The sequence below is a fragment of the Streptomyces sp. NPDC019531 genome, assembly GCF_044903305.1.
Classification (GTDB): Bacteria; Actinomycetota; Actinomycetes; order Streptomycetales; family Streptomycetaceae; genus Streptomyces.
In genome coordinates, this window is record NZ_JBJDQL010000001.1 from 84827 (window position 1) to 110818 (window position 25992).

At 69.2% G+C, this 25992-nt stretch carries 28 protein-coding genes and 1 pseudogene; 10 read left to right on the forward strand and 19 right to left on the reverse strand.

Translation table 11 applies throughout. The features are described from left to right. Nucleotides 1-47 precede the first annotated feature (47 nt). Nucleotides 48-893 (reverse strand): hypothetical protein, encoded by an 846-nt coding sequence (locus ACI2L1_RS00410; protein ID WP_404737082.1) that lies wholly within the window; start codon nt 891-893, stop codon nt 48-50. A 147-nt stretch (nt 894-1040) separates the two neighbouring features. On the opposite strand from ACI2L1_RS00410, the gene ACI2L1_RS00415 reads away from it, so the two are divergent. Both ACI2L1_RS00415 and ACI2L1_RS00420 read left to right on the forward strand, forming a co-directional pair. Further along, nucleotides 1041-2153, forward strand: coding sequence for a DUF4097 family beta strand repeat-containing protein (locus ACI2L1_RS00415; RefSeq protein ID WP_404737083.1), 1113 nt, complete (start codon nt 1041-1043; stop codon nt 2151-2153). 1 nt (nt 2154) lies between these two features. Further along, complete coding sequence (locus ACI2L1_RS00420) at nt 2155-3231, forward strand: helix-turn-helix transcriptional regulator (RefSeq protein ID WP_404737084.1); 1077 nt, start codon at nt 2155-2157, stop codon at nt 3229-3231. A gap of 247 nt (nt 3232-3478) precedes the next feature. On the opposite strand, the gene ACI2L1_RS00425 is transcribed toward ACI2L1_RS00420, so the two are convergent. From ACI2L1_RS00425 to ACI2L1_RS00480, 12 genes and pseudogenes are all read right to left on the reverse strand, one after another. After that, a complete protein-coding gene (locus tag ACI2L1_RS00425; RefSeq protein ID WP_404737085.1) occupies nt 3479-4711 on the reverse strand; it encodes an ABC transporter permease in 1233 nt (410 codons plus the stop codon). A 2-nt stretch (nt 4712-4713) separates the two neighbouring features. Next, the gene (locus ACI2L1_RS00430; RefSeq protein WP_404737086.1) at nt 4714-5421 is read right to left on the reverse strand and encodes an ABC transporter ATP-binding protein; all 708 of its coding nucleotides are present in this window, start codon (nt 5419-5421) and stop codon (nt 4714-4716) included. After that, complete coding sequence (locus tag ACI2L1_RS00435) at nt 5418-6641, reverse strand: peptidoglycan-binding protein (RefSeq protein ID WP_404737087.1); 1224 nt, start codon at nt 6639-6641, stop codon at nt 5418-5420. The genes ACI2L1_RS00430 and ACI2L1_RS00435 overlap by 4 nt, the downstream gene beginning before the upstream one ends. Next, entirely contained in the window at nt 6638-7312 is a 675-nt protein-coding gene (locus ACI2L1_RS00440) for a hypothetical protein (protein WP_404737088.1), read from the reverse strand. The genes ACI2L1_RS00435 and ACI2L1_RS00440 overlap by 4 nt, the downstream gene beginning before the upstream one ends. Nucleotides 7313-7548: 236 nt before the next feature. After that, complete coding sequence (locus tag ACI2L1_RS00445) at nt 7549-8010, reverse strand: hypothetical protein (RefSeq protein WP_404737089.1); 462 nt, start codon at nt 8008-8010, stop codon at nt 7549-7551. A gap of 22 nt (nt 8011-8032) precedes the next feature. Next, nucleotides 8033-8788, reverse strand: coding sequence for a hypothetical protein (locus tag ACI2L1_RS00450; RefSeq protein WP_404737090.1), 756 nt, complete (start codon nt 8786-8788; stop codon nt 8033-8035). Beyond that, a complete protein-coding gene (locus ACI2L1_RS00455; protein WP_404737091.1) occupies nt 8785-9240 on the reverse strand; it encodes a hypothetical protein in 456 nt (151 codons plus the stop codon). The genes ACI2L1_RS00450 and ACI2L1_RS00455 overlap by 4 nt, the downstream gene beginning before the upstream one ends. Before the next feature lie 11 nt (nt 9241-9251). After that, the gene (locus ACI2L1_RS00460) at nt 9252-11474 is read right to left on the reverse strand and encodes a glycoside hydrolase domain-containing protein (protein ID WP_404737092.1); all 2223 of its coding nucleotides are present in this window, start codon (nt 11472-11474) and stop codon (nt 9252-9254) included. A gap of 378 nt (nt 11475-11852) precedes the next feature. Continuing rightward, nucleotides 11853-12002: pseudogene (locus ACI2L1_RS00465) on the reverse strand (Clp protease N-terminal domain-containing protein); the annotation flags it as partial. 65 nt (nt 12003-12067) lie between these two features. Next, a complete protein-coding gene (locus ACI2L1_RS00470) occupies nt 12068-12277 on the reverse strand; it encodes a helix-turn-helix domain-containing protein (protein ID WP_007384656.1) in 210 nt (69 codons plus the stop codon). A 105-nt stretch (nt 12278-12382) separates the two neighbouring features. Continuing rightward, nucleotides 12383-13348, reverse strand: coding sequence for a zinc-binding dehydrogenase (locus tag ACI2L1_RS00475; RefSeq protein WP_404737093.1), 966 nt, complete (start codon nt 13346-13348; stop codon nt 12383-12385). Between the two features lie 605 nt (nt 13349-13953). Next, a complete protein-coding gene (locus ACI2L1_RS00480) occupies nt 13954-15177 on the reverse strand; it encodes an NADP-dependent malic enzyme (protein ID WP_404737094.1) in 1224 nt (407 codons plus the stop codon). Nucleotides 15178-15831: 654 nt separating this feature from the next. On the opposite strand from ACI2L1_RS00480, the gene ACI2L1_RS00485 reads away from it, so the two are divergent. Genes ACI2L1_RS00485 through ACI2L1_RS00495 form a run of 3 tightly spaced genes read left to right on the forward strand, consistent with a single transcriptional unit; the run spans nt 15832 to nt 18508 of the window. After that, nucleotides 15832-16782 (forward strand): ABC transporter substrate-binding protein, encoded by a 951-nt coding sequence (locus tag ACI2L1_RS00485; protein WP_404737095.1) that lies wholly within the window; start codon nt 15832-15834, stop codon nt 16780-16782. A 29-nt stretch (nt 16783-16811) separates the two neighbouring features. After that, on the forward strand, nt 16812-17750 hold the full coding sequence (locus ACI2L1_RS00490) for an amino acid ABC transporter permease (protein ID WP_404737096.1): 939 nt from the start codon (nt 16812-16814) through the stop codon (nt 17748-17750). Then, complete coding sequence (locus ACI2L1_RS00495; RefSeq protein WP_404737097.1) at nt 17747-18508, forward strand: amino acid ABC transporter ATP-binding protein; 762 nt, start codon at nt 17747-17749, stop codon at nt 18506-18508. The genes ACI2L1_RS00490 and ACI2L1_RS00495 overlap by 4 nt, the downstream gene beginning before the upstream one ends. 56 nt (nt 18509-18564) lie before the next feature. Here the strand turns inward: ACI2L1_RS00495 and ACI2L1_RS00500 are convergent, their stop codons facing one another. Beyond that, nucleotides 18565-19323 (reverse strand): class I SAM-dependent methyltransferase, encoded by a 759-nt coding sequence (locus ACI2L1_RS00500; protein WP_404737098.1) that lies wholly within the window; start codon nt 19321-19323, stop codon nt 18565-18567. A 99-nt stretch (nt 19324-19422) separates the two neighbouring features. Here ACI2L1_RS00500 and ACI2L1_RS00505 point away from each other — a divergent pair, with 99 nt between their 5' ends. Next, nucleotides 19423-20052 (forward strand): CGNR zinc finger domain-containing protein, encoded by a 630-nt coding sequence (locus ACI2L1_RS00505; protein ID WP_404737099.1) that lies wholly within the window; start codon nt 19423-19425, stop codon nt 20050-20052. Here the strand turns inward: ACI2L1_RS00505 and sodX are convergent. Next, nucleotides 19956-20393: a nickel-type superoxide dismutase maturation protease gene (sodX, locus tag ACI2L1_RS00510; RefSeq protein ID WP_404737401.1), complete on the reverse strand. Its 438-nt coding sequence runs from the start codon at nt 20391-20393 to the stop codon at nt 19956-19958. The two genes, ACI2L1_RS00505 and sodX, sit on opposite strands and share 97 nt — an antisense overlap. A 145-nt stretch (nt 20394-20538) precedes the next feature. Between sodX and sodN the strand changes: the two genes are divergently transcribed. Continuing rightward, a complete protein-coding gene (gene sodN, locus ACI2L1_RS00515) occupies nt 20539-20934 on the forward strand; it encodes a superoxide dismutase, Ni (protein WP_386503514.1) in 396 nt (131 codons plus the stop codon). Between the two features lie 103 nt (nt 20935-21037). On the opposite strand, the gene ACI2L1_RS00520 is transcribed toward sodN, so the two are convergent. Continuing rightward, a complete protein-coding gene (locus tag ACI2L1_RS00520) occupies nt 21038-21766 on the reverse strand; it encodes an SCO4225 family membrane protein (protein WP_404737100.1) in 729 nt (242 codons plus the stop codon). Nucleotides 21767-21924: 158 nt separating this feature from the next. Here ACI2L1_RS00520 and ACI2L1_RS00525 point away from each other — a divergent pair, with 158 nt between their 5' ends. Next, complete coding sequence (locus ACI2L1_RS00525) at nt 21925-22767, forward strand: patatin-like phospholipase family protein (RefSeq protein WP_404737101.1); 843 nt, start codon at nt 21925-21927, stop codon at nt 22765-22767. Here ACI2L1_RS00525 and ppk2 read toward each other — a convergent pair. Genes ppk2 through ACI2L1_RS00540 form a run of 3 tightly spaced genes read right to left on the reverse strand, consistent with a single transcriptional unit; the run spans nt 22764 to nt 25060 of the window. Further along, nucleotides 22764-23636: a polyphosphate kinase 2 gene (gene ppk2 / locus ACI2L1_RS00530; RefSeq protein ID WP_404737102.1), complete on the reverse strand. Its 873-nt coding sequence runs from the start codon at nt 23634-23636 to the stop codon at nt 22764-22766. The two genes, ACI2L1_RS00525 and ppk2, sit on opposite strands and share 4 nt — an antisense overlap. A 13-nt stretch (nt 23637-23649) precedes the next feature. Further along, entirely contained in the window at nt 23650-23883 is a 234-nt protein-coding gene (locus ACI2L1_RS00535) for a hypothetical protein (protein ID WP_404737103.1), read from the reverse strand. A gap of 22 nt (nt 23884-23905) precedes the next feature. Further along, on the reverse strand, nt 23906-25060 hold the full coding sequence (locus ACI2L1_RS00540; RefSeq protein WP_404737104.1) for an anion permease: 1155 nt from the start codon (nt 25058-25060) through the stop codon (nt 23906-23908). Nucleotides 25061-25163: 103 nt separating this feature from the next. Here ACI2L1_RS00540 and ACI2L1_RS00545 point away from each other — a divergent pair, with 103 nt between their 5' ends. Both ACI2L1_RS00545 and ACI2L1_RS00550 read left to right on the forward strand, forming a co-directional pair. Beyond that, a complete protein-coding gene (locus ACI2L1_RS00545; RefSeq protein WP_404737105.1) occupies nt 25164-25559 on the forward strand; it encodes a helix-turn-helix transcriptional regulator in 396 nt (131 codons plus the stop codon). 9 nt (nt 25560-25568) lie between these two features. Further along, nucleotides 25569-25979, forward strand: coding sequence for a VOC family protein (locus tag ACI2L1_RS00550; protein WP_404737106.1), 411 nt, complete (start codon nt 25569-25571; stop codon nt 25977-25979). The last annotated feature ends 13 nt before the right edge of the window (nt 25980-25992 follow it).

Here is a 25992-nt window from a genome sequence, read left to right on the forward strand (position 1 = left end):
CCTTCTGGGGCGCCTTTCTTGTTTCAGTCGTTGGTCAGGGTCACTTTTCAGTCCCGCGGGTGGGTCAGGTCGTATGCCAGTCCCAGCGCCCCGTGTGCCAGCAGCAGCGCTCCCGCCGTGAGCCAGCCGCCGCTGCGGTGTCGTAGCCCCCAGGCGGCCAGCGGGAGGCCTGTCGCCACCTGGGCCAGGGCGAGGGCGCGGGCCTTCGGGTCGCCGGACCAGAGGGGCCAGGGGGTGAGGCGACGGTCCGCGACCGCTTCGAGCTCGCCACGGACCGTTTCCTGCCGGCCCTCCCACTCGATCGTGTGAGCGTCCGGCTGGTCCCAAGCCACCTCGCGGAGGCGGTCCGCCGGTTCCCCCGGGATGAGACCCGTGGGGAGTGTCAGGCCCGCGCGCGTGAGGACCGCCAGCAGGCCCCGCAGGCGGGCGCGGGCGTCGGACGCGGGGTCCGGTTTCGTGAGGTGGTCGAGGGACTGGACGTCCAGGACCGGGTCGAGGGCCAGGCGCGCCGCGAACGTGCGCATGGCCTCGTCCTCGCCGGCCGGGGTGCCGTTGGCGAGCCAGACGTAGCCGACAGGGCGGCGGAAGCCGGACGCGAGGGTGTAGCCGCCACGGTCGGCGTCCCACCACAGGGCGAGGACGGGCCAGGGTGCGCCGACGGCCAGGGCGGTGGCCCAGCCGGTCAGGACGCGGTCGACCGGCTCCTCACCTCGCAGCCAGGGCTTGCCCTCCGGGACGAGGACGCTCCAGCCCTCGCCCGCGCGCGTGAGCAGCATGCGTTCGCGCAGCAGCCGGGCGGCGGGGGCGACGGAGTCCGGATCGGCCCGGCAGAGCAGCAGCGCTCCCGGAGCGGGGCCGGTGCGACCGGTACGGGAGGTGGCGTCCGTCGACATGATCACACGGTAGGGCGATTCATGGCGATTGGTCACATTCGAGACCCCTGACGTCCCCAGAACGAGTGTCTTGACTTTCAACGTCCACGATATATCGTGAATTGCAGGAGACGCGATATGGCGCGTTGCTACGGGGAGGTCTGCACCATGTCCGAGTGGTCCGTCACTGAGCCCAGGAAGCTCACCTTCGACGAGCCCGTGCGCGAACTCCACGTGCGCACCGTCAACGGAACAGTGAACGTGGTGGGCACGGACGAAGGTTCCGCCCGCCTTGAGGTCTCCCAGATCGAGGGACCACCCCTCGTCGTCACCCAGGAGGGCGGCACCCTCACCGTGGCCTACGAGGACCTCCCCTGGAAGGGCTTCCTCAAGTGGCTCGACCGCAAGGGCTGGCGGCGCAGCGCGGTGGTGTCGCTGGCCGTGCCGGCCGAGACCCGCGTCGAGGTGGGGGTGGTCAGCGCCGGGGCCGTCGTGTCGGGGCTGCGCGGTCCGTCCGTGGTGAAGGGGGTCAACGGCGACACGACCCTGGTCGGCCTCTCCGGCCCCGTCCGCGCCGACACCGTCTCCGGGAACCTGGAGGCCCAGGCCGTCACCGGTGACCTGCGGTTCAACTCGGTCTCCGGGGACCTCACCGTGGTGGACGGCTCCGGCTCCTCCGTGCGGGCCGACTCGGTCAGCGGCTCGATGATCGTCGACCTCGACCCCGAGGGCCCCACCGACGTACGGCTGACCAGCGTCTCGGGCGAGATCGCCATCCGGCTGCCCCAGCCGGCTGACGCGGAGGTCGAGGCCAACACCGCGAGCGGGACGATCTCCAACGCCTTCGAGGGCCTGCGCGTGCACGGCCAGTGGGGTGCGCACAAGGTCACCGGCCGCCTCGGCGCCGGCACCGGCAAGCTCCGCGCGACCACCGTCTCCGGCTCCATCGCACTCCTGCGCCGCCCGCCCCGGGAGGACGAGGAGGAGCCGTGGGATGCGGACCCCTTCCTGAAGGACAGGGGTACGAGTACCGAGCCGAGCGACACCGGAGACCCCGTTGACGCAGGGGACCCGACCGACGCCGCCGATCTCACCGACCCCCGTGACCCCGCGGACCCGGCGGACTTGGCGGACGCGGCCGACCCGGCCGACAACGGGCACAGCGCCTCGGGAGACAATTCCGTCTCCGGCCCGGCCGACGCCCCCGACCCCGATCCCGACCCCACGGACGATCCGACCCGCGCCCCGGCCGACGGCACGACCGACAAGAAGGTGCTCTGACATGCCCCCCGTCTTCGCCCACGGCCGCCTCCGCCTCTACCTGCTGAAGCTGCTGGACGAGGCCCCCCGCCACGGCTACGAGGTGATCCGGCTCCTGGAGGAGCGCTTCCAGGGGCTGTACGCCCCCTCGGCGGGCACCGTCTACCCTCGGCTGGCCAAGCTGGAGGCGGAGGGCCTGGTCACCCACACCACCGAGGGCGGCCGCAAGGTGTACGCCATCACGGACGCGGGCCGCGCCGAACTGGCCGACCGCAGCGGTGAACTGGCCGACCTGGAGCTGGAGATCCGCGAGTCGGTCGCCGAGCTCGCCGCCGAGATCCGGGCCGATGTGCGCGGCGCGGCGGGCGACCTGCGGCGCGAGATGCGGGCAGCCGCGACCGAGGCCCGCCGAGGCGGTGGCACCAAGGCGGGCACCGGCGAACACGAGGGACCCTTCGGGGACTTCACGGAGTTCAGCGACAAGGAGGCGTGGCGCGCCGCCAAGGAGGAGATGCGCCGCGTCAAGACGGAGTGGAAGGAACAGGCCAGGCGCGCCAAGGACGAGAGCCGCCGCGCCCGCGAGGAGGCCCAGCGGGCCCGCCGCCAGGCCAAGGAGGCTCAGGACCGGGCGAGGGAGCAGGCCCAGGAGGAGGTCCAGCGCATCGCCCGACGTGTCCAGGAGCAGGTACAGGACCACTTCGCGCGCGGCGACTGGCCCACGGGGGTGCGCGAGGGGCTGACCGAACTGGCCAAGGAGTTCGGCGAGTTCGGGAAGGACTACGGCAAGGAGTTCGGGAAGGACTTCGGCTTCGGCCGGGGCGGCGCAAGGACCGATAAGACCGAGAGGACGACGTCCGGCGCCGAGTACTCGCACACCCCCGAGGACTTCCCCGCCGACTACCACCCGTCCTGGGCCCACGAGGACTCCACCGGAGACCCGGCCCGCGATCTGGACCGTCTGCTCGACCGTTTCCGTGACGACATCCGTGACGCGGCCCGCGACCACGGCATCACGGCCGACCAGTTCCGCGACGCCCGCCGCCACCTTTCCACGGCGGCGGCCCACATAGGAGCACTGCTGCGGGCGCCGAAGGCGTGAGTCGACGGGCTTCAGAGCGCGCCCGACGGTGACGCCGGGCGCGGTGAGGTCTTCGTCGCAGTGCCTCCGTCAGTTGGACTGACATCCTCGCCGGACAGGCCGAAGGCGCGCAGATCCACGCGTACGGGTGCTACGGAAAGGCAGGGCCCTGAACCCGGCGAGGGCAAGCGCCCCGAAGGGATGCGGGGCACCTGCGCAGACGGCTCACGGCCATGACCGACGCTGCGCAGTTCCCCCGAGCCTGTCGTCAGCGACGCAGCGCTTCCACGGGCGGGATGCGGGACGCCCGCCATGCCGGATACAGGCCGGCGAGGAGGCCCGTGGCCAGGCCGAGTACGGGCGCCGAAGCGAGCGTGACGGGATCGAGCACAGGGGTCCACTGCCTTGCCACGGCCACGGACACCACGACCACGCTGCCGATGGAGGTGCCGACCAGACCACCCATCAGGCCGAGTGCCGTGGACTCGGCCAGGAACTGGATCGTGATGTGCCTGCCACGGGCACCCAGGGCACGCCGCAGTCCGATCTCCCCGACCCGTTCCATGACCGCGACGAGGGTGGTGTTGGCGATTCCCACGGCGCCTATGACAAGGCACACCCCGGCAAGGAGGAGAAACAGCTGGCTCAGATCGTCACCCACGGCGTTGCGCAGTGACCGCGGGTCGGGAGGCGGGGTGACCCGGAAGAACTCCGGGTGCTCGGGGCGCAGGGCGACGGCCGCCTCGTCGGCGATCTGCTGGGCGGCGCCGAGTTGGGTGGACACGAGCATCTGCGCGCCCTGGTCGCCGGGCGGGCCCCAGGTCCGTTCGGCGACGCTGCGCGGAACAGTGATCGACATCAGCAGTTCGGGCTTGCGCTCGACGTCGTCGAGTATGCCGATCACGGTGAACGAGGTACTGCCGATGAAGACGGCCGGGTGCGTGCGCAGCGTGGTGATGCCCAGCCGTGCCGCGATGGCGTCCCCGATGACCGCCACCGGCTGCCGGTGGGTGTCGTGGAAGGCGTCGAAGGCTCGTCCTTGGGCGAATGTCGCGTCGGTCGCCTGCCAGATGCCCGGGGAAGCCGCCATGACCTGGGTCTGTGCTTCGACTCCGTCGACATTGCCCATGGGTGAGGTGGCCACGGTCCGGTCCGGCCCGAGCCGGACATCCCAGTAGACCCCCGCCGCCCGTACTCCGTTTAGGCGGGAGATACGGCCGTCCGCGTCCTCGGGAAAGGCGAGGGCGGGCGCGTCAGGGTCTTTGGGCGCAGTGTCGGCGACCGTCACTTCGGTGGCGGTGAGGGTGTTGAAGCGGGTGTCGATCTGAGATGAGGCGGTGGCGGTCACCCCCAACACAGCGATGAAGGCCCCCACGCCGAGCACGGTGCCGAGTGCGGTGAGGGCCGAGCGCGCCGGCTGCTGGAGCACACCGGCCACGGCCTCGGACAGCAGATCGCGTACCGCCAGCCGCGACCAGTGTGGGGTCTCTCCGGCCAGCACCTTCACACGATCACCCGGCCCCGGGCGGGATCCGTGAGGACGCCGTCCCGAATGGTCACTGTGCGCTGCCCGTGCGCGGCGACCTGGGGGTCGTGGGTGATGACGACGACGGTCATGCCCTCACGGTGCAGTCCGTCCAGCAGGTCCAGCACAGCGGCGGCGGTCGCAGAGTCGAGGTTGCCGGTCGGCTCGTCGCACAGCAGCAGCGACGGCTCGCATACCAGGGCGCGCGCCACGGCGACGCGTTGGCGTTCTCCTCCGGAGAGCTGGGTCGGCAGGGCCGCAACGCGATGTGCGAGACCGACACGCTCCAGCACCGCCGCGGCGCGCACGCGGCGCTGCCGACGGGCGACGGACTGGTAGACCATGGCGAGTTCCACGTTCTCCTGTGCGCTGCGGTGCGGGAGGAGATGGAACGCCTGGAACACGAACCCGATGCATCGGCCGCGCAGCGCGGCGAGCCCCGATGCTTTGATGGTTTTCGTGTCGATGCCGTCGAGCAGATAGGTGCCCTGCGTCGGTGTGTCCAACAGCCCGGCGATGTTCAGCAGTGTGGACTTCCCGGACCCGGACGGGCCGACCACCGTGACGAACTCCCCCCGGCCGATGCGCAGATCGCAGGGGTGCAGGGCCGGGACCGCCGGAGGGCCGGGGTAGGTCAGCCCGACGCCGCGGAACTCGATGACGGGCGTTCGCTCGTCGCTCTTCACCGCTGTGTTCCCACTACGACGTCGGCACCCGGGTCCAGCCGGTAACCGTTCTGCGGGGTCACCTGGACGAATCCGTCCCCCGAGACTCCGACCGCGACGGGGATACGGCGTTCCTCGGCTCCCAGGCGTTCCGTGACGCTGGTCAGTCCGTCGGCGCCCGTGGACAGGGCCGAGGAGGGGACGACGAGGACCTTGTCGCCGGAGGAGGCCGCCACGATGGTCAGTTGCACGTTCTCCCCGTCGAGCTTGGCCTGCAGCGGCTGGGAGGGCGCGACCTTGACCGTGTACTTCTCACCGCCCGACAGCTGATCGCCGTCCTCACCCTGCGCTGCCGCCTCACCGACCGACGTGACCTTCCCCTCGAACTGTCGGCCCATCAACTCGGAGTAGATATGGACGAGTTGCCCTGATCTGATCATGTCGCGTTCCTGTGGAGTGACCGTTCCCTCGACCGTCAGCGCGCCCGACGACAGGGACAGGAGGCTCGCACCGGGTTCGTCTCCGACCTTCACCCGCAGGTCGTCCACGCGAGCCGGGAAGGATTCGACGAAGACAACCTCGGAGAGCGGGACCACGGGTGTGCGGGAGACCGGGGTCTCGTTACCCGGCTCCTCCTCCCCGGCCGGGTCCGGGCTCGCTCGGGGCGCCGCCGGGACTTCCACGGTCGGTGCTTCGTATCCGATGGACCGGTAGAAGGAGGCGACCGCCTGCTCGGTGCCGGGCCCGAAGACGCCGGAACGATCGGTGCCGGTGGGATGCCCGACAGCCTGAAGGGCCCGCTGCAACTGCCCGACGTCGTCGCCGCTCTTTCCCCATGACAGGTCTCGGTAGGCGGGCACCGCGCCGGGCAGCACGAACAGTGGCCGACCGGAGATCTCCAGGAGAACCTGGCCGGTGGTCGCCTTCTGCCCCGCTGCCGTTCTGACCTTGGTCACCACGGAGCGCCCGATGTCCTTGTCCGACTGCGGTCCAGGCGTGACCTCGATGTGCCGAGAAGCGGTGACCACTCCACGTGCGATCACCGCCTGCGAGATCACCCGCTTCTCGGCCTTGGCCGTGAGAATGTCCGGGGGCGGCGGTGCCGACTCCGCCGCGGCCTGGGCCGGGGACTTGACGAGAACGGCGGCTGCGGCACCCGCGCCCGTGCAAAGTACACAGGCGACGACGAGAACGGCGAGGCCCCGACGGCGAGCGCCGAGGCCCCGGTCAGCACCCTTCACCGCGTCCCTTCCACGACGGAGGCGGCCTTCTTCACCGCCGAGTCGAGGTCCCGCCGCTCCTTGTCCAGCAGTTCGCCCTGGGAGTCGATCTTCTTCTCCTGGATCGCGACTTCGGCGTCGAACCAGATCCTGGCGACATCGGTCCGGTCACGGCAGGAGATATCCGCCGTCGCGGTCTTGATCTCCAGAGACGTCACCTCTCGGGACGCGAACCGCTGGTCGTCGCTCGCGTCGAGCGGACGGTCGTACCGGAACCCGCTTGCCCGCATGCAGTCGGACCAGGCCTTGAATGCCTTGACCACGGCGGGTTCCTGCTGGGACTCGACGAAGGCGCCCGTGCTGAGCGCCTGGGCGACCGAGGTGTCGGCGGCGCTCGCCGAGATCTTCCGATCGGCTTCTCCGATACATCCGCCCTTCGGCACCGGTCTGCCCCCGACCTCGTTGGCCCCTCCCTCCAGAGCCTGCGTCTCGGGGCCCGCCCCCGATGTGTCGTCCACAGCACCGACTTCGGCCACCTTGTCGTACGCCTCCTGTTCGGCGGCTGCCGGCTTGTAGCCACGTTCGCTGGCCAGCGCCATATCGTGGATTCCGTATCGCCAGTCGACCAGGGTCTTGGGACCGAGCCTGGGCAGATCAGGAGCGGGCTGCCAGGTGAAGCCGTACTCCTTCATGCAGTCGGAAGCGAGTATCTTCCTTGCTTGCGATATCTGCTTCCGCTCGTTGTCCGAGGGAAGATACCCCTCGATGGGAAGGACCCATGTGGCGGGATCGGCAGCATCGAAGAGAACCGTCGAACTGGGCGTCACCCGGGACGACTTCGCACCGTCCGAACTTGCCGAACATCCCGCCACCGACATCACCGCCACGAGGGTCACAAGCGCACCCGAATTGCGCAACCCGCACCTCACTACAGCGTCTGCCAGGCGAAAGACGCGTTCTCGTTGTACGTCACAGAGAGATTTCTCCCCGAGCTCGGGCTCGACCAGTCCGACGACCCCTTGTACCCGCTGTTGAAGTAGGTCACCGCGTAGTAGGTCGTGTGCTTGTTCTTCACTGAGGCAGCGTTGTTCTTGATCCCCTGCCCGTTGCCGTTGCCCCCGTGGCAGAAGTTGAGTGGCTGGAGACCACCCTGCGGGGCGCCGCCGATCCGTTCGTCGGCGAAGTCGTAGACGCTGTAGCCGATGTTGCGGTACGCGCCGCCGTGGTTCGAGTTGTAGTAGATCGCGTACTTGAACGTGGACTCGGCCTGCGTCTTCGAGCAGGCCTCCGGGCTCATCTGGTTCTCGTCACTCGTGCTCGCTTGAGCCGGCGTCACCGTCAACCCCAACATGACGGCGGTGATCGCGAGCACCGAGGTTCTCAGCTTCATGGTGTTCTTCCCTTCGAGTCGGTCAGGCGGCGCGCGTGGCACGGCGGCGGCGGGCGGGCTGCGACATGTCGACGAGCACCCCGGCACCCTGGCCGGGGGCCCCATCCCAGGCGCGGAGCTTGACGGCGACCTTCTCCAGCCGCGCGTCGCCGGGCTTCACATTCAGGTAGAAGAGGCCTTCGTACGGCCGACGGTCGGCGCCGCCCCAACGGACCACGCCCTCGCAGTCGGCGAGTATGTCCCTGATCAATAGTTCCTCGGCTGCGGTGAAGCCGCCGCGCGCGCCCAGCGGATACGAGCCGGGACGGACGACAACCGCGGTGCCCGACGCCAGGTTCGACTCGGGGCTACGGCTGTCACGGATTTCCGACGGGGGCACCCACCCCTCGACCGGGCGGGGCTCGCCGCGCACGCCGAGGGCGTCGATGTCGTAGTGGAAACGGCGGATCACATGGACGAGGACGGTCTCGACATCGCCCATGCGGACACGGACGTCGAGCGGGGTGCCGGGGACGGGCCGGGTGTAGATGTTCCCGCGGTCGTCGGCGACCTTCTCCATGTCCCAGCCGTTGTGCGAGACAGTTCTGGCCAACACATGGTCCTCGCGCTGCTGGGCGCGTTCCTGGGCTCTTCGTACCGCCTCGCGCAGCTTGGCGGGGTCGGGGGTCGGGCTCGCCGCGTGTCCGGGTGTGGCGAGCAACTGTGATCCGGCGAGGGTGCCGGCGGCTATGAAGGCGGCGCGACGCAGGGCGGTGCGTCGCGACAGAGGGGCTGTCACTTCTGTTCCTCCTTGGCTTGCACGCGCGTGAATCCGGTGAGTGTGACGGCGCAGACCGCGAGGACCGCTGCCACGGGATTGACGTACGAGGGGATGACCTCCGCTTCGACGACGTCGCCGTCGCCGGTTCTGCATCCGAATCTCAGTGGAATGAACGACGGCTCATACCCGATGAGTTGTCTCGCGCCGACCGCCTTGTTGCACACACGGGACTGGTCGGTGTCGTCGAAGAAGAACAGGTGCAGAACGCCCCAGGTGTACATGGCGAGCAGGGCGGCCCACGCCAGGGTCGCCGCCGCCCCAAGCCACGCTCTCCTCGTCCTGACCGTCCGGGCACGGACCAGCAGGCTGATGCCGCGGACGGTCAGCCAGGGCGTGGCGATGACTCCGAGGACGATCAGCAGGAGCACGAGAACGGAGTTGTGTCCTTCGAAGGGAGCGTCTCCTGACACCTGAACTCCTGTCACATGTTGCGGGAGATGGAGTTGTACTTCTCCATCACGTAGTACAGGCCGAGGCGCTTCTTCGCCTCGGACAACGCCGGTTCCACGCGCGGCCCCTGGTAGCGGCGCAGGACCTCGTAGATCTCGGTGTCGGTGTAGTCAAGGCTCGGGCGCCGCAGGGCCGGGGAGTCGTCGTCGCCGCCGGGCTTGCCGTCGATGTCCCAGTTGTGGATCATGGCGACGCTGGTCAGGGCGAACTCCTCGCTGTCGTAGGCGTTCTTCCAGATCGAGTACTTGTCGTCGTCGCTGTTCACGTCGAGGATCGGGCGCCCATCGACATAATCCGCCATGAGGCAGTGGTTCCAGGCGCCGACGAGTGTCACGGCGCGCTGTTTTGCGATACCGGTGGACGTGTCCCTGATGTACTCGCCCGTGGTCGCGTACGCGGCGATCACCGCCAGCCACGCGGCCTCGTCGGATGGCTCGATGTGCCGCATCTCCCAGTAGGCGGAAGTCTGGAGCAGAGCCTTGCGCATGTTGTACCGGTTGGACAGGTTCGTGATCACGTCGTCGTGGTCGACCACGGTCGACTGGAAGCACTTCCAGTGCTGGTAGCTGCGGGTGCCGCCGTCCAGCGGGTAGCCGAGCGACTCCATGAACTTGCCAACGTCGATCTGCATGGACTCGATGATGCTGTCGGCGAGCCGCACGTCGGGCTTGCTGGGCCGGGGCGCGTCGAAGGAGCCCTGCCCGGTGTCACGGCCAGAGGCGATGTTGTTGTCGATCTCGATCGCTCCGGCGCCGGACCCGACGGTCCGCGTGACGATCTGGTCGTACGCCCAGTTTTCGGGCAGTGGATAGCCAAAGTTGCCGGAGAAGCCGGAGGACATGTCGGAGACGAAGGACGCGGTGGCGTGGCCGGCCACGGAGACACGGGTGCACACGTTGCGCGGGCCGTAGACGCCGATCGCGAACCGGTTGCCGTCGTCGGCTATGGCATCCTGAACGCCCTTGAAGTGCGGCAGGACGCTGCTGGTGACGTCCTGGTCGAGGGCGTCGAAGTCGACGGCGAAGAAGATCCGGGTGCCGGACTTGAAGCCGTGGTCGAGGGCGGCGTTGATCGCGGCCTGTGCCGCCGCGCGGCCGAGGGGGTAGCTGAAGTCCTCGGCGCCGCGCCCGAAGGTCTGGTAGATCGGGAAGCAGCGCAGACCGTTGTCGGCGATCGTCTGGAGCTCGCCGGACTGGATCGCCTTCTCGGGCAGCGATGTGGTGGACGGGTTGGTGAGGTACCGCCCGATGTACTGGATGCCCTCGGCCTTCAGCGCGGTCGCGCGCGCCGGGGTGATCCGGGTGACACCGTCGCAGGCCTCGCCCTTGCGGGCCTGGTCACCGTAGGAGACGAGGAGCGAGGCCCAGGTCGAGAAGTCGCCCCGGCCCGTGACCGGGAGCTTCGCGAACGACTGGAACTGGCTGACGGCGCTGGAGAGTCCGCTGGTGAAGGTCGAGACGAAGGACACCGGGCGCTGGTTGAGGACCATGCCGCCGGAGAACAGCTGCACCCAGGTGCCGGAGGAGCCGATGTCCAGGGTGTGGTCCCGCAAGCCGGCCTGGGTACCGGGGCCAAACACGCCGTTGGCGACACCGTCGGCCATGCCGATCGTGTACTGGACCGCGTAGAGCATGGACTTGGCGACGTCCCGGGAGTGGTGCCCGTCGCAGGGGATGATGTTGAAGTCCCTGCGGTTCACGAACTCGCCGTTGAGCCAGCGCTGTACCGCGCGGATGGCGTCCGAGCCGCTGTTGACGGTGATGTAGGCGTCCATGTTGAGCAGGCCCTTGAACACCTTCGGTGTCAGGTTGCTGCCGGGGAACGCGAAGTCGACGCCCATGTCCTGCTTGAGCTTGATCATGGACGCCTGGACACGCTCGTTGTACTTGCCGTCGATCTCACCGCCGTCGTAGCCCTTGCAGTACAGGCCCGACTGGATGATCCGGCAGAAGTTCTCGCTCGGGACCGTACCGCTGTTCAGACTCGGGTACTTCGACTGGAGCGTGCTCAGGGTCGTGGGTCCGAAAGTGTCCGACAGGGCGGTGATGCCAAGTTCGTACTGGAGAGCTCGGGTGAGGGCGAACATGGTCGTCCACCCGGTCACACCGGTCTCGGGTATGCGGTCGATGCCGAGCTTGCCCTCATAGGCGGCGTTCACGAACGTCTGGGCTCTACGGACCATCTCGTCGGCCATAGGCGACGGCTTCTCCTTCGCTGGGGCGCATGGGCGCACGGCGGCTCGCCCGCGCGGCGAAGCGACGCAGGCGCCGGTGATGAGGCGAGTGGGGCGCAACAGCGCCGGGTGGTCGAGGAGTTGAGCAGATACGCTGCGTCAGCGCGATGAACGTGACAGTTGCCAGGCGCGCGCGGGCGGCCTCCATGACCGGCATCGCAACATGTCGAGATCCCCCCTGGCGACGCTATCCCCTCGGCCGCCCGTTGACTGATGCTCTCAGCGGAACGGTCAGGACCCGCCAGATGCGAACACCACTGAAGCACAGGTAATAACTTGGTGAGTAGTATTAACATCAACCTCATGCGTGTTTGACGTAAAACCGCCACGGTCGACGCAACCGGCCTTCGCCTCTCCCCCGCCCCAAAGAACACGGACGACCGAGTCGTAGGTGACCCCGTGGTCGGCGAGGACCTCCCCGGGAACGCCGGGCCTGACCGTCAGGGCCAGCAGGATGTGTTCGTCTCCGATGTGACGGTCACGGCGGCCACCCTCGGCGTGTTCGACCGCGCCCATGACCACCGCGCGGGCGTCCTTCGTGAACCGCTCGAACATCAATGCCTCCCGTACTTCTTGTGCACGGCCTGTCTGCTCACTCCGAGTTCCGCGGCGATCTCCTGCCACGACCAGCCCTGGTTGCGCGCGCTGCGCACCTGCACCGACTCCAGCTGCTCCAGCAGCCTGCGCAGTGCGGCGACGGCACGCAGCCCTACCCGGGGATCGCGATCGCCCGCACGCTCGGCGAGATCCGTTGCTTCGGTCATGATGTCAACCTACATTGACAAGACCGGCACGTCAACCACGGTTGACAAACGCCGACGGCCGACCCGCACCCGGGTCGGCCGCCAATCGAGGAAAGGAGCAGAAGGTCAGCCGTTCGTGAGCACGACCTTCCCGAACTGCTCACCGGAGGCCACCCGTTGGAAGCCCTCGCGGGCACGGTCCATCGGGAGGATCTCGTCGATGACGGGACGCACCCCCGTGGCCGCGCAGAACGCGAGCAGGTCCTCCAGTTCGTCCTTGGTCCCCATGGTCGACCCCACGATCTTGAGCTCCAGGAAGAAGATCCGGGTCAGTTCGGCGTGCGAGGGGCGGTCGCCGCTCGTGGCGCCGGAGATGACCAGCGTGCCGCCCGGCTTGAGCGACTTCACGGAGTGCGACCAGGTGGCGGCGCCCACGGTCTCGATGACGGCGTCCACCCGCTGCGGCAGCCGCGCGCCCGACGCCACGGCCTCCACGGCACCCAGCTCCAGCGCACGCTTCCGCTTGGCCTCGTCCCGGCTGGTGGCGAAGACACGCAGCCCCGCGGCCTTCCCCAGCACGATGGCTGCCGTGGCGACACCACCGCCGGCGCCCTGCACCAGCACGGAGTCACCGGGCCGTACGCCCGCGTTCGTGAAGAGCATCCGGTACGCCGTCAGCCAGGCCGTGGGCAGACAGGCGGCCTCCGCGAAGGACAGCTCCTTCGGCTTGGGCAGCACGTTCCAGGTCGGCACGGTCACCTGCTCGGCGAACGTGCCCTGATAGCGCTCGGTGAGGATGGAACGGGGTTCCTTCGGACCGACCCCATGCCCGCTCTGCCCGATGACGGAGTGCAGGACGACCTCGTTGCCGTCCTCGTCGACACCGGCTGCGTCACAGCCGAGGATCATCGGCAGCTTGTCCTCCGCGAGGCCCACGCCACGCAGGGACCAGAGGTCATGGTGATTGAGGGAAGCGGCCTTGACGTCGACGACGCTCCAACCCGGGCGGGCTTCGGGGGCCGGGCGCTCCCCCGACTCCAGTCCGGAGAGCGGGTCGTCGCGGTCGATTCGGGCAGCGTAGACAGCGAACATGGCCTTGACGATAGGGTCCGCCGGCGGCGCGGGGAACCGGGGGACGTTGTGACACACGCCCTGTTGCGGAACGGTGCGCCTATGGGGGTGCCGGGTTCGGTTGTGGGCGGCTGCGGCCCGGTGGGGGCTGGTCGCGCAGTTCCCCGCGCCCCTAAAAGCACGACGGGCCGACAGCCGCGTACGGCGCGAAGGGGACGGGGTGGGGGGTGTCCGCCCGCAGCGGCCGGCGTCCGTCACAGAGCACATCTGAAGCAACCGAGCCGCCGGACCGAGGACGGACACCCCCCCCCCCCCCCCCCCCCCCCCCCCCCCAACCCCCCCCCCCCCCCCCCCCCCCCCCCCCCCCAACCCCCCCCCCCCCCCCCCCACCGGGCCCCGACCCCCCCCCCACCCCGCAGGGGCTCCCCCCCCCCCCACCAAGCCGAAGCAGGCCGCCGCTGGCACTCAGGGGCGCGGGTAACTGCGCAAAACGCCCGCCCCCACCCCACCCCGCACAGGCCGCCGCAGGCACCCCCCCTCACCCCACCAGCCGCACCCCACGGCAAAGAAATGGCCCCGCCCGCAACCACACCCCGGACGGAGCCACCCCAGCGAAACGATCATGCTCAGCGGCGAGCAACACCCTCAGCCCGAGCCGCCGCAGCAACCGCCGCAGTAACCGCCGGCGCCACCCGCTCATCGAACGGCGACGGAATCACATAATCGGCCGCCAGATCGTCCCCGACGACAGACGCCAGCGCCTCCGCCGCCGCGATCTTCATGCCCTCCGTGATCCGGGAGGCCCGCACCTGCAGCGCCCCCGCGAAGATGCCCGGAAACGCCAGCACGTTGTTGATCTGGTTCGGGAAGTCGGACCGCCCTGTGGCCACCACGGCCGCGTACTTGTGCGCGACATCCGGGTGCACCTCGGGAGTCGGGTTCGCCATCGCGAACACGAAGGCACCCTCCGCCATGGAGGCGACCGCGGACTCCGCGACCGTACCGCCGGAGACGCCGATGAAGACGTCGGCGCCCGCCAGCGCGTCCTCCAGCGACCCGGAGAGGCCGGCCTTGTTGGTGAACCCGGCCAGCTCGCGCTTCACGGACGTGAGGTCGTCCCGGTCGGCCGACACGACACCCTTGCGGTCGGCGACGGCGACATCCCCGATGCCCGCCTCGACGAGCATCTTGGCGATGGCGACACCGGCCGCGCCGGCACCGGAGATCACCGCACGCAGATCCCCGATCGACCGCCCGCTCAGCCGCGCAGCGTTCCGCAGCGCCGCCAGCGTCACGACCGCGGTCCCGTGCTGGTCGTCGTGGAAGACGGGAATGTCCAGCCGCTCCTGGAGCCGCTTCTCGATCTCGAAGCACCGAGGAGCCGAGATGTCCTCCAGGTTGACACCACCGAAGGACGGCGCGAGACGGACCACGGTCTCGATGATCTCGTCGACGTCCGTGCAGGCCAGCGCGAGCGGAACCGCGTCCACACCGCCGAACTGCTTGAACAGGATCGCCTTGCCCTCCATCACCGGGAGGGAGGCCTCGGGCCCGATGTCACCGAGCCCCAGCACGGCCGTACCGTCGGTCACGACGGCGACGACGGACGACTTCCATGTGTAGTCGTGGACGAGTTCCGGCTGCTCGGCGATGGCGCTGCACACCTTCGCCACGCCGGGCGTGTACGCGAGGGACAGGTCGTCCTTGTCACGGACCGGCACGGTGGCCTGCACGGCCATCTTGCCGCCACGGTGCAGCGCGAACGCGGGGTCGAAGGAATCGAGGGGCTCCGCCCCGCCTTCCTGGCCCGTATGACTGTCGCTGCGAGGATTGACGATCTCCGCTGCCACTTTGTTGTACCCCTTAGGTCTTCATGGTTTGAGGGTGGCCGCTCCTGGTTGAGGAGCGGGCGGGCACCGCGCACGGCCCTGGTCGTGGACACATACGGATACGTACGGGCCGGTACGCGACGGGCGCGCCGCACACGCGCCCTGAGCCCCGGATGAGGGGTGTAGAGAACCTTCTTACCGGACGACCGGCGCCGAGGACGAGTCCAATACGTGCAAGGTCACATGTCGCAACGCAAATCGATCATCGATCACCGGAGAGCGGTGACATGAATCATGGGACATGATCCGGACAAGTCCTCCACAGCCCCTTGACGATCACCGAGCGGGCGCTCAGCCCACCTCACCCGGCCCCGGCCCGATCTCCCGCGACGCGACCCGCACCGAAGATCTTCCCGCCGGAATGCCAGATTCCCGCAGATGGTCCGGTCACGATGTACGGACATGGTGCGGTTCGGAGGCCACCCGTTATCCGATTTTGACATGGCTGGCCCCCTGAATGGTCCAGTCCGAATGGCAAGATGCCGTAATCACACGAGGTCGCGACACTCGAAGGCGTGTGCTCTCGTCGACCTGAGGAACGAAGGCAGTGCTGCCGAACCCATCGGCAGCAGCCCGCCCATCGGCAACTCCACCCATCCGCCGGAGGAACCCACCATGACCGCAAGCTCCACCCGTCGTACGACCGTCGCGCGCACCAGGACAGCCGCGGTAGGTGCGATCGCGGTCGCAGGCGCACTGATTCTCACCGGTTGCGGTGACCAGACCGGCAGCGGCAGCTCCGACGAGTCGTCCAACAGCGCGCCGCTGTTCGACAAGCTCCCTGCGAACATCCAGAAGGCCGGCGTCATCAAGGTCGGCACCAACGCCGAGTACGCCCCCATGGAGTACCAGGAGGGCGGCAAGATCGTCGGCGTCGACCCCGACATCGCGGCGGCGCTGGGCAAGCAGCTGGGCGTGGAGTTCCAGTTCACCTCGGGCTCCTTCGACGGCCTGATCAGCTCCCTGAACTCCGGCCGCTACGACGTCGCCATGTCCTCCATCACGGACACCAAGGCGCGCCAGGAGGGCCTGGACGACAAGGGCAAGAAGCTCGGCCCGGGTGTCGACTTCGTCGACTACTTCACGGCCGGCACCGCCATCTACGTCCAGAAGGGCAACCCGAAGAAGATCGGCTCGATCGATGACCTCTGCGGGCAGACGGCCGCCGTGCAGCGCGGCACGACGTACGAGCAGGCGCTGCAGGCCCAGTCCAAGAAGTGCACCGAGGCCGGCAAGAAGAAGATCGACATCGAGCCCTTCGAGAACGACACCGAGGCGCAGACCCGGGTGAAGTCGGGCGGCGCCGTCGCGGGCGTCAACGACTACCCGGTCGCCGTCGACATCGCCCGCAAGGCCGACGGCGGCAACGCCTTCGAGGTGGTCGGCGAGCAGGTCGACGCCGGTCCGTTCGGCCTCGCCGTGAACAAGGACAACAAGGAGCTCACGAGCGCCCTTGAGGCGGCCGTGAACGCCATCATCAAGGACGGCACGTACAAGAAGGTCCTGGAGAAGTGGGGCGCCGAGACCGGCGCCATCGACAAGGCCGCGATCAACGGCGGCAAGTGACGGACCCGTACCACTGAAGGGCAGTCACTGTGACTGACAAGCTCGACAAGGAACCGGCGGACACGCCGGGGCCCGCCGTCGCCCCCGAGGCGATCAAGGCCATCCCCGTACGCCACTACGGCCGTTACGTCAGCGCCGTCGTCGTACTGGCGCTGGTGGCCCTGCTGGTCAACGCGTTCGCCACCGCCGAGAAGATCCAGTGGAACGCGGTCGGCGACAAGCTGTTCGACTCCACGGTCCTCGCCGGCGCCGGCCGCACCCTGCTGATCACCGTTCTGTCGATGATCCTGGGCGTGGTCCTGGGCGTCGTGCTGGCCGTGATGCGGCTGTCCAAGAACCCGGTGACGAGCTGGGTGGCGTGGGTCTACATCTGGTTCTTCCGCGGGACGCCGGTCTACGTCCAGCTGCTGCTCTGGTTCAACCTGGCGCTGATCTTCCCGGTCCTGAATCTCGGTCCGATCTACAAGGACGAGATGACGGACGTGATGACCCCGTTCATGTGCGCCCTGCTGGGTCTCGGCCTGAACGAGGCGGCGTACATGGCGGAGATCTGCCGCGCCGGTCTGCTGGCCGTCGACGAGGGCCAGACGGAGGCCTCGCACGCGCTCGGCATGAGCCATGCCAAGACGCTGCGCCGAATCGTGATCCCGCAGGCGATGCGGGTGATCGTGCCGCCGACGGGCAACGAGTTCATCAACATGCTGAAGACCTCGTCGCTGGTGTACGCGGTGACGTACAACGAACTGCTGCGCGCCACCTCGACGATCGGCTCGACCAGTTACGCCGTGATGGAGATGCTGTTCGTGGCCTCCATCTGGTACCTGGTCATGACCAGCGTGTTCAGTGTCTTCCAGTACTACCTGGAGCGTCGCTTCGCCCGCGGTTCGTCCCGAAGCCTGCCGCCGACGCCGTGGCAGCGGATCAAGGTCAACCTGATGGCGTTCAGCCGTGAAAGGGGCGGGGCATGACCGCCATGGTGAGGGCCGAGGGTGTCCACAAGTCCTTCGGTCTGGTCGAGGTCCTCAAGGGCATCGACCTGGAAGTGAAGCAGGGCGAGGTCTTCTGCCTCATCGGCCCCTCGGGCTCCGGCAAGTCGACCTTCCTGCGCTGCATCAACCATCTGGAGAAGATCAACGCCGGGCGGCTGTACGTCGACGGCGAGCTGGTCGGCTACCGCCAGAAAGGCGACAAGCTCTACGAGCTCAAGGACAGCGAGGTCGCGCTGCAGCGCCGGGACATCGGCATGGTGTTCCAGCGGTTCAACCTGTTCCCGCACATGACGGCCCTCGAGAACGTCATGGAGGCGCCGGTCCAGGTCAAGGGCACGGGCAGGAACCAGGCCCGGGAACGCGCGACGGAGCTCCTGGAGAAGGTGGGCCTGGCCGACAAGGCCAACTCCTACCCGGCGCAGCTCTCCGGCGGCCAGCAGCAGCGGGTCGCCATCGCCCGGGCCCTCGCGATGGACCCGAAGCTGATGCTCTTCGACGAGCCCACCTCGGCCCTCGACCCCGAGCTGGTCGGCGACGTCCTCGACGTCATGCGCGACCTCGCCGAGTCCGGCATGACGATGGTCGTCGTCACCCACGAGATGGGCTTCGCCCGCGAGGTCGGCGACAGCCTGGTCTTCATGGACGGCGGCGTGGTCGTGGAGTCCGGCGACCCCCGCGAGGTCCTGACCAACCCTCAGCACGAGCGCACCCAGGCGTTCCTGTCGAAGGTGCTCTAGCGGTACGACGACGAAGGGGCGGTACGACGAGGTCGTACCGCCCCTTTCGCATGCCCCTACTTCAGCGCGAGCAGCAGCGTGTCCGACGGTGACGACCACACCGGACGGATCTCGCCGAAACCGGCCTCGCGCAGCACACGCGCATGCCAGTCCGCCGACGGTGTGTCGCCCTCCGCGTGCTCGCCGTAGATCTCGAAGCGGCGGGCGGTCGGCTCCCCGAGCGTCGGGTGCTCGGCGGCCAGCCGCCACCACTCGGCCCAGTCGACGGCGCCGTCGCGTCGCGCCCGCTCCATGGCGGCGTGCCGATGGGCCCGTTCGGCCGCGTTGATCCGGGGAGTGCTGTCGTCGATCATGTGGTCGGCGTTCAGGAACACGCCGCCGTGCCGGACCAGTTCGGAGATCCGGCCGTAGAGCGCGGCGAGGGGGTCGCGGCGCAGCCAGTGGAGGGCGGTGGCGGTGAGGACCGCGTCGTACGACTCGTGCGGCAGCCGTGCGGGCCAGTGCGGGTCCGTCAGGTCGGCCTCGACGAGGGTGACCCGGTCGTCGCCCTCGAAGGTGCCGCGCGCGATGGTGAGCAGGGCGGGGTCGAGGTCGATCCCGGTGCTGGTGGCCTGCGGGAAGCGGGCGAGCAGCCGGGCGGTGATGGTGCCGGTGCCGCAGGCGAGGTCGAGGACGCGCGGTTCGGGCCCGACGAGGGCCTCGACCATGTCGAGCATGATCCGGAACCGCTCCTCGCGGTCCGGCATGTACCACTCCTGCTGCCGGTCCCAGCTCTCCTGCCAGCCCTGCCAGTCGGTGTCGACACCGGTGGTCATTCGAGCCCCCTGTCCCCTCGCTGTCGTAATACCCTGGATACACGATCAGCTGTTACCCGACCGCATCACGACGATAGAACGCCTCCGTAAGGACTACAAGTGGAACTGGCCTATTACTCGGACTACGCCGTACGTCTGGTCAACAGCGAGGACCCGGCCCGGGGCAAGGACGCGCTGACCTCGGTCGAGGCCGTCCGTGATCTGTTCGGGGTGAGCCAGGAGGCGGGCCGCCGGGCCACCGAGACCGACGTCACCCGCTTCCGCTCGGTCCGCGGCCGGCTGCGGGCGGTCTTCGAGGCGGCGGACCAGGGCGACGAGTCACTGGCGGTGAACCTGCTGAACTCACTCCTCCTCGAGTTCCCGGTGAGCCCGCAGATCTCCGGACACGACTTCCGCGACGACGACGGCCGCCCGCTGTGGCACATGCACCTGGCGGACCATCCGTCCAACGCGACGGCGGGCTACGCGGCCATCGCCGCGATGGGCCTGGCCTTCCATCTCACCGAGTACGGCGTGGACCGGCTGGGCCTGTGCGAGGCGGCCCCGTGCCGCAACGCCTACCTCGACACCTCCACCAACCGCTCCCGGCGTTACTGCTCCGACCGCTGCGCCACCCGCGCCAACGTGGCCGCCTACCGGGCCCGCAAGCGCCTGGAGGCCGACCGGTCGGGGAAGACGGGCCGTACGGCGGACAGCGCCCAGCGCACGGCGGCCAGCGGCGAGCGCTGACCGGACGGGAGCGGCCGGTACCTGAGCCGGGCCCTCCCCAGGACGAGGTCCTCCGGTACGGCGCCGTAGTCAGAGCTGTCGCCGCCCGCGAACGCGTTGTCCCCGAGCACCCACCAGCCGCCCTCGCGCCGTTCCACGGCCCGCTTGACGACGAGCAGGTCCTGCTGGAAGGGATGGCGCAGGATCACCACGTCACCGGGCCGGACCCGGGCACCCCAGTGGACGACCAGCTGGTCCCCGTGATGGAGGGTCGGCACCATCGACGGCCCGGTCACCTCGGCCACCCCCACGAAGGGCAGCAAGGACCTCTCCCGCTCGGTCTCCTGCGACAGCTCCGGCATCCCCGGCACCTCCCCGGTACGTTCGTCCACCAGTCTCAGTCTGACCCCGGACTTTTGTCCTAAGCCCATGGGGGCACTCGCGAATTCGCCTCTCCCAGGGAGTAATGTCGCACCTGAGAAGACGATCACGAGGAAGGAATGCTCCATGCTTTCCCGCCTGTTTGCCCCCAAGGTCAAGGTCAGCGCACACTGCGACCTGCCCTGCGGTGTGTACGACCCGGCCCAGGCCCGCATCGAGGCGGAGTCGGTGAAGGCCGTGCAGGAGAAGATGGCCTCCAACGACGACCCGCACTTCCAGGCGCGTGCCACGGTCATCAAGGAGCAGCGCGCCGAGCTCGCGAAGCACCACGTTTCCGTGCTCTGGAGCGACTACTTCAAGCCCCCGCACTTCGAGAAGTACCCGGAGCTGCACCAGCTGGTCAACGACGCCCTCAAGGCCCTCTCGGCCGCCAAGGGCTCGACCGACCCGGCCACCGGCCAGAAGGCTCTGGACTACATCGCCCAGATCGACAAGATCTTCTGGGAGACCAAGAAGGCCTGACACACGGCCTGCTCTGCCTGATCGGCGATCGGTGCACCATCGCGGATCGGGAAGCGTGCCGAAGGGGCCCGGACGGTTCACCGTCCGGGCCCCTTCGTGCTGTTCAGGCCGTCGGACGCGGCTCGCGGGGCCGCAGCCGGTGGGCGAGCCGGCCCAGTACCGCGGCGTTGACCAGGCCGGACACGGCCACGCCTGCGGAGAAGAGCAGGGGGCTCAGCCAGTCGAGACCGGAGTACTGCACGGGGGCCGACGGGAGCAGGGCGAAGAAGCTGAGCGGGGCCGCGGCCATGAGGGGCCAGATGCCGGCGAACCCCGGGTCCGGGGAGAGGTAGACGGCCCACAGGAAGACGCCCAGCGAGGCCGCGACCACGGCGAGATACGCGCGCGCGAGCCAGTTGTCGACGGCTGGCGCCAACAGGGCGCGGAGCCGGTGCGGAACGGGCTCCCGCGGGCCGGGCCGTGCCGACCGCGGGGTGCGCCGTGCGAACCCCGCCCCGAACCGTGCGGACCCGGTGGCGGGCCGAGCCGCCCCCGTGGCGAGGGCGCCCAGCGCGGCGGCGTTCACCAGGGCGCACACCAGGAGCCATACGGCCCAGAGGCCGACGGCGAGCACCTCGACCGCTGCGCCGCCCTGGGTGCCGGGGCCGAACGGGAGGGGCACGGCCAGGAAGGAGAGGGGCGCGGTGAGCAGCATGGGGGCCATGGCCAGGAGGCTGTCCGGGAACAGGAACGTGGACAGGACTGACGCGGCGAGGACCCCGAGATAGCCACGGGCGAGCCAGTTGCCGGTGGCGAGGGCGAGCAGTCGGCGTGGGCGGGAGGCTTTCGACATCGCGGCTTCCTTCGGGTCGGTCCTGTGGGCTGTCTCCACGGTGTCCCGGGCGCCGCGCTCCGGCATGAGTACCGGTACTCATGCCGGCCCAGGAATAGCCCCTGTCCTGGCGGGACTTGACACTGGAGTCGATCCGAGAAGCCGGAGTGGGGGCAGGGATGAGTGGGGAACGCGCACTGGTCGTCGGCGGTGGCGGAGTCGCCGGGATCGCGTGGGCCACGGGAGTCCTCGCGGGGCTCGCCGACTCGGGCGTGGACGTCGGCGACGCGGACCTGCTGCTCGGCACCTCGGCCGGCTCGGTCGTGGCCGCGCAGCTCGCCGGTGCGACACCGCTGCCTGAGCTGCTGCGGTCCCAGGTGGACCCCGCGTTCCAGCGCGAGGAGCTGCTGCCGCGCGAGGGCGCGCTCGCCGCCGTCTTCGAGTTCGCCGCGAAGCTGGACGCCGAGGTCGGTGACCCGGTCGAACGGCTGCGCAGGACGGGCGAGATGGCGCTGGCCGCCGACACCGTGACCGAGGCCGAGCGGCGGTCCGTCATCGAGGGCCGGCTGCCGTCCCACGACTGGCCGGGGCGCCCGCTGTCCGTGATCGCGGTGAACGCCCGCACCGGCGAGACCCGGGTCCTCGACCGCGCCTCGGGCATCGGCCTGGTGGACGCCGTGGCCGCGAGCTGCGCCGTCCCCGGCGTCTGGCCCGCCGCGACCATCGACGGTGTCCCTCACATCGACGGCGGTGCTCGCTCCTTCACCAACCTCGATCTCGCGGCCGGACACGCCCGTACGCTCGTCGTCGCCCCGATGCCCGACCCGGTGCTGGAGGCCGACGCGGCCGCCATAGTGGAGCGCGGCGGCCTCGTCGAGGTCATCACCCCCGACGAGGCCGCCCTCACCGCGTTCGGCGACGATCCGCTGTCCCCGGCGAGCAGGACACCCGCGGGCCACGCGGGTTTCGCCCAGGGCACGGAGGCAGCGCCGGCGGTCGCCGCCCTGTGGAGCAGCTCCTAGGCCTCGCCCGCCTCCAGCAGGCCCGCCGCCGCGCCCACGACCCGCGGGTCCGGCGTACCGACGACCTCCTCGTCCTTGTCCGAGTAGTCGAAGCGGGCCAGCACACTGCGCATCGCCTCGACGCGGGCCCGCTTCTTGTCGTTGCTCTTGACCACCGTCCAGGGCGCGAACTCGGTGTCCGTCTCACGGAACATGGCGACCTTGGCGGCGGTGTAGTCGTCCCAGCGGTCCAGGGAGGCGAGGTCCATGGGGCTGAGCTTCCACTGCCGTACGGGATCGATCTGGCGGATGGTGAAGCGGGTGCGCTGCTCGCCCTGCGACACCGAGAACCAGAACTTCAGCAGGTCGACGCCGTCGTCCACGAGCATCCGCTCGAACAGCGGGGCCTGCCGCATGAAGCGCCGGTACTCGTCGTCCGTGCAGAAGTCCATGACCCGCTCGACTCCGGCCCGGTTGTACCAGGACCGGTCGAACAGCACGATCTCGCCCGCGGTCGGCAGATGTTCGACGTACCGCTGGAAGTACCACTGCCCGCGCTCGCGCTCGGTCGGCTTCTCCAGCGCCACGACCCGCGCGCCACGGGGGTTCAGGTGCTCCGTGAAGCGCTTGATCGTGCCGCCCTTGCCGGCCGCGTCCCGCCCTTCGAAGACTATGACGAGCCGACGTCCGCTCTCCTTGATCCAGCTCTGCAGCTTCAGCAGTTCGATCTGCTGGAGCCGCTTGTGCCAGTCGTACTCCTTGCGCTCCATGCGGTGCGCGTAGGGGTAGTTCTCCCGCCAGGTGTCGATCGGACTCCCGTCCGGGCGGATCAGCACCGGGTCGTCGGGGTCGGTGTAGTCGACCTTCAGGTCGCTCAGCAGGGGCGTCATCGTAAGTCCCCTCTCAGTGGAACTGCGGCACGATCAGATAGATGCCGTACGCCACCACGGCCGCGCAGGCGAGGAAGCACAGTCCGGCCTGGGCGACGCCGAGAGTCGACGTGCTGCTGCCATCCTCACTCGCTCCCTCGAAGCGGGCGAGGCCGAGGACGCCGAGGGCGAAGACGACGACCACCGCGATGGTGACGCCGATGCTCACCGCGGTGACCTGGCCGAGTGCGGTCCAGTCGATGCTCATGACAGGAACTCCTAGGAAGGGCTCAGGCGGCCGTGCCGACGCTGGCCGGCGCCGCGGTGCGGATTGCGACCTCGTGGCCGTCGTTGACGTTGTGGTGGCTCACCGGGTTCCTGCGGGAGATGAGCACGATGCCCGCGGCGACGGCGGCGCCGACCAGCGCGACGACGACGGTGCCGAAGTTGCCGCCGTGCTTGACCGCGCTCGCGGAGAGGCCACCCACCAGCGCGGCGGCGGGCAGGGTGATCAGCCAGGCGAGGACCATCCTGCCCGCGATGCCCCAGCGGACCTCCGCCAGCCTGCGCCCGAGACCCGCGCCGAGGATGCTGCCCGAGGCGACCTGGGTGGTGGACAGGGCGAAGCCGAGGTGGGCGGAGGTCAGGATGACCGTCGTGGACGCGGTCTCGGCGGCGAAGCCCTGCGGGGACTGGATCTCGGTGAGGCCCTTGCCCATGGTGCGGATGATCCGCCAGCCGCCCAGGTAGGTGCCGAGGCCGATCGCGAGACCCGCCGAGGCGATCACCCAGACCGGCGGACCGGCGTCATGGCCGAGCGCGCCCGCCGAGATCAGGGTCAGCGTGATGACACCCATGGTCTTCTGGGCGTCGTTGGTGCCGTGCGCGAGGGAGACGAGGGAGGCAGAGGCGATCTGGCCGAGCCGGAAGCCCTTGGTCACCGAGTCCTTGCGGCCTCGGGCGGTGAGCTTGTAGGCGAGGTAGGTGGCGATCAGCGCCGCCACACCGGCCACGACCGGGGAGGCCACGGCCGGGATCAGGATCTTCTCGACAACCTTGTCAAAGTTGACGCCATGGGACCCGGCACCGACCCACACCGCGCCGATCAGGCCGCCGAAGAGGGCGTGCGACGAACTCGACGGCAGGCCGACCAGCCAGGTCAGCAGGTTCCACAGAATCGCTCCGACCAGCCCCGCGAAGATCATCCCCGGGGAGACCAGGGTGTCGTCCACGATGCCGCCGGAGATCGTCTTGGCGACCTCGGTCGACAGGAAGGCGCCGACGACGTTCAGGACGCCGCTCACCAGAACCGCGGTCCGGGGTTTCAGCGCGCCGGTGGCGATGGACGTCGCCATGGCGTTGGCCGTGTCGTGGAATCCGTTGGTGAAGTCGAAGGCCAGGGCTGTGACGATGACGACCGCCACGAGGAACGTGATGTGGTCCATGCCTCCCATGGGAACAAGCGCTTCCATACGGCAGGCGAACGTGAGGCAAAGCCCGTTCCAGGTCCACGCACCCGGCTCGTGAGCGTCGTGCGATGCTGGCGTGATGGTGAGCATCGAGGATCTGGTGCGGCTGCGGCAGGCACGGGACAGGATGGACCGCGAGTACACCGAGCCGCTCGACGTCACCGCGCTCGCCCGCACCGCGCTGATGTCACCGGGCCACTTCCAGCGCAGCTTCCGCACGGCCTTCGGCGAGACGCCGTACGGCTATCTCATGACCCGGCGCATCGAGCGCGCGAAGGCCCTGCTGCGGCGCGGGGACCTGTCCGTCACCGACGTGTGCATGGCCGTGGGGTGTACATCCCTCGGGTCCTTCAGCTCCCGCTTCACGGAACTGGTGGGCGAGACCCCGAGCGCCTACCGCGCCCGCGACCACGAGGAGATCGCGGGCATCCCCCCGTGCGTGGTTCGCAGGCACACCCGGCCCCGGCGGGCCTAACGTGAAGCCATGGACATCAAACTCAGGAACTGCTTCATCGCCGTGGACGACCACGACAAGGCGATCGCGTTCTACCGGGACGTTCTGGGCATGGAGGTGCGCAACGACGTCGGGTACGAGGGGATGCGGTGGGTGACGGTCGGCTCGCCGCTCCAGCCGGACGTGGACATCGTCCTGGAGCCACCGGCCGCGGATCCGGACGCGTCTCCCGCGGACAAGGAGGCGATGGCGCGGCTGCTGGCGAAGGGGTTGCTGCGGGGGGTCAACTTCACCACGAGCGACTGTGACGCGTTGTTCGCGCGCGTGCGGGAGTCCGGGGCCGAGGTGATCCAGGAGCCGATGGACATGCCGTACGGGGTGCGGGACTGTGCGTTTCGGGATCCGGCGGGGAATCTGCTGCGGTTCATGGAGGCCCGCTGACCTACGATCGCCT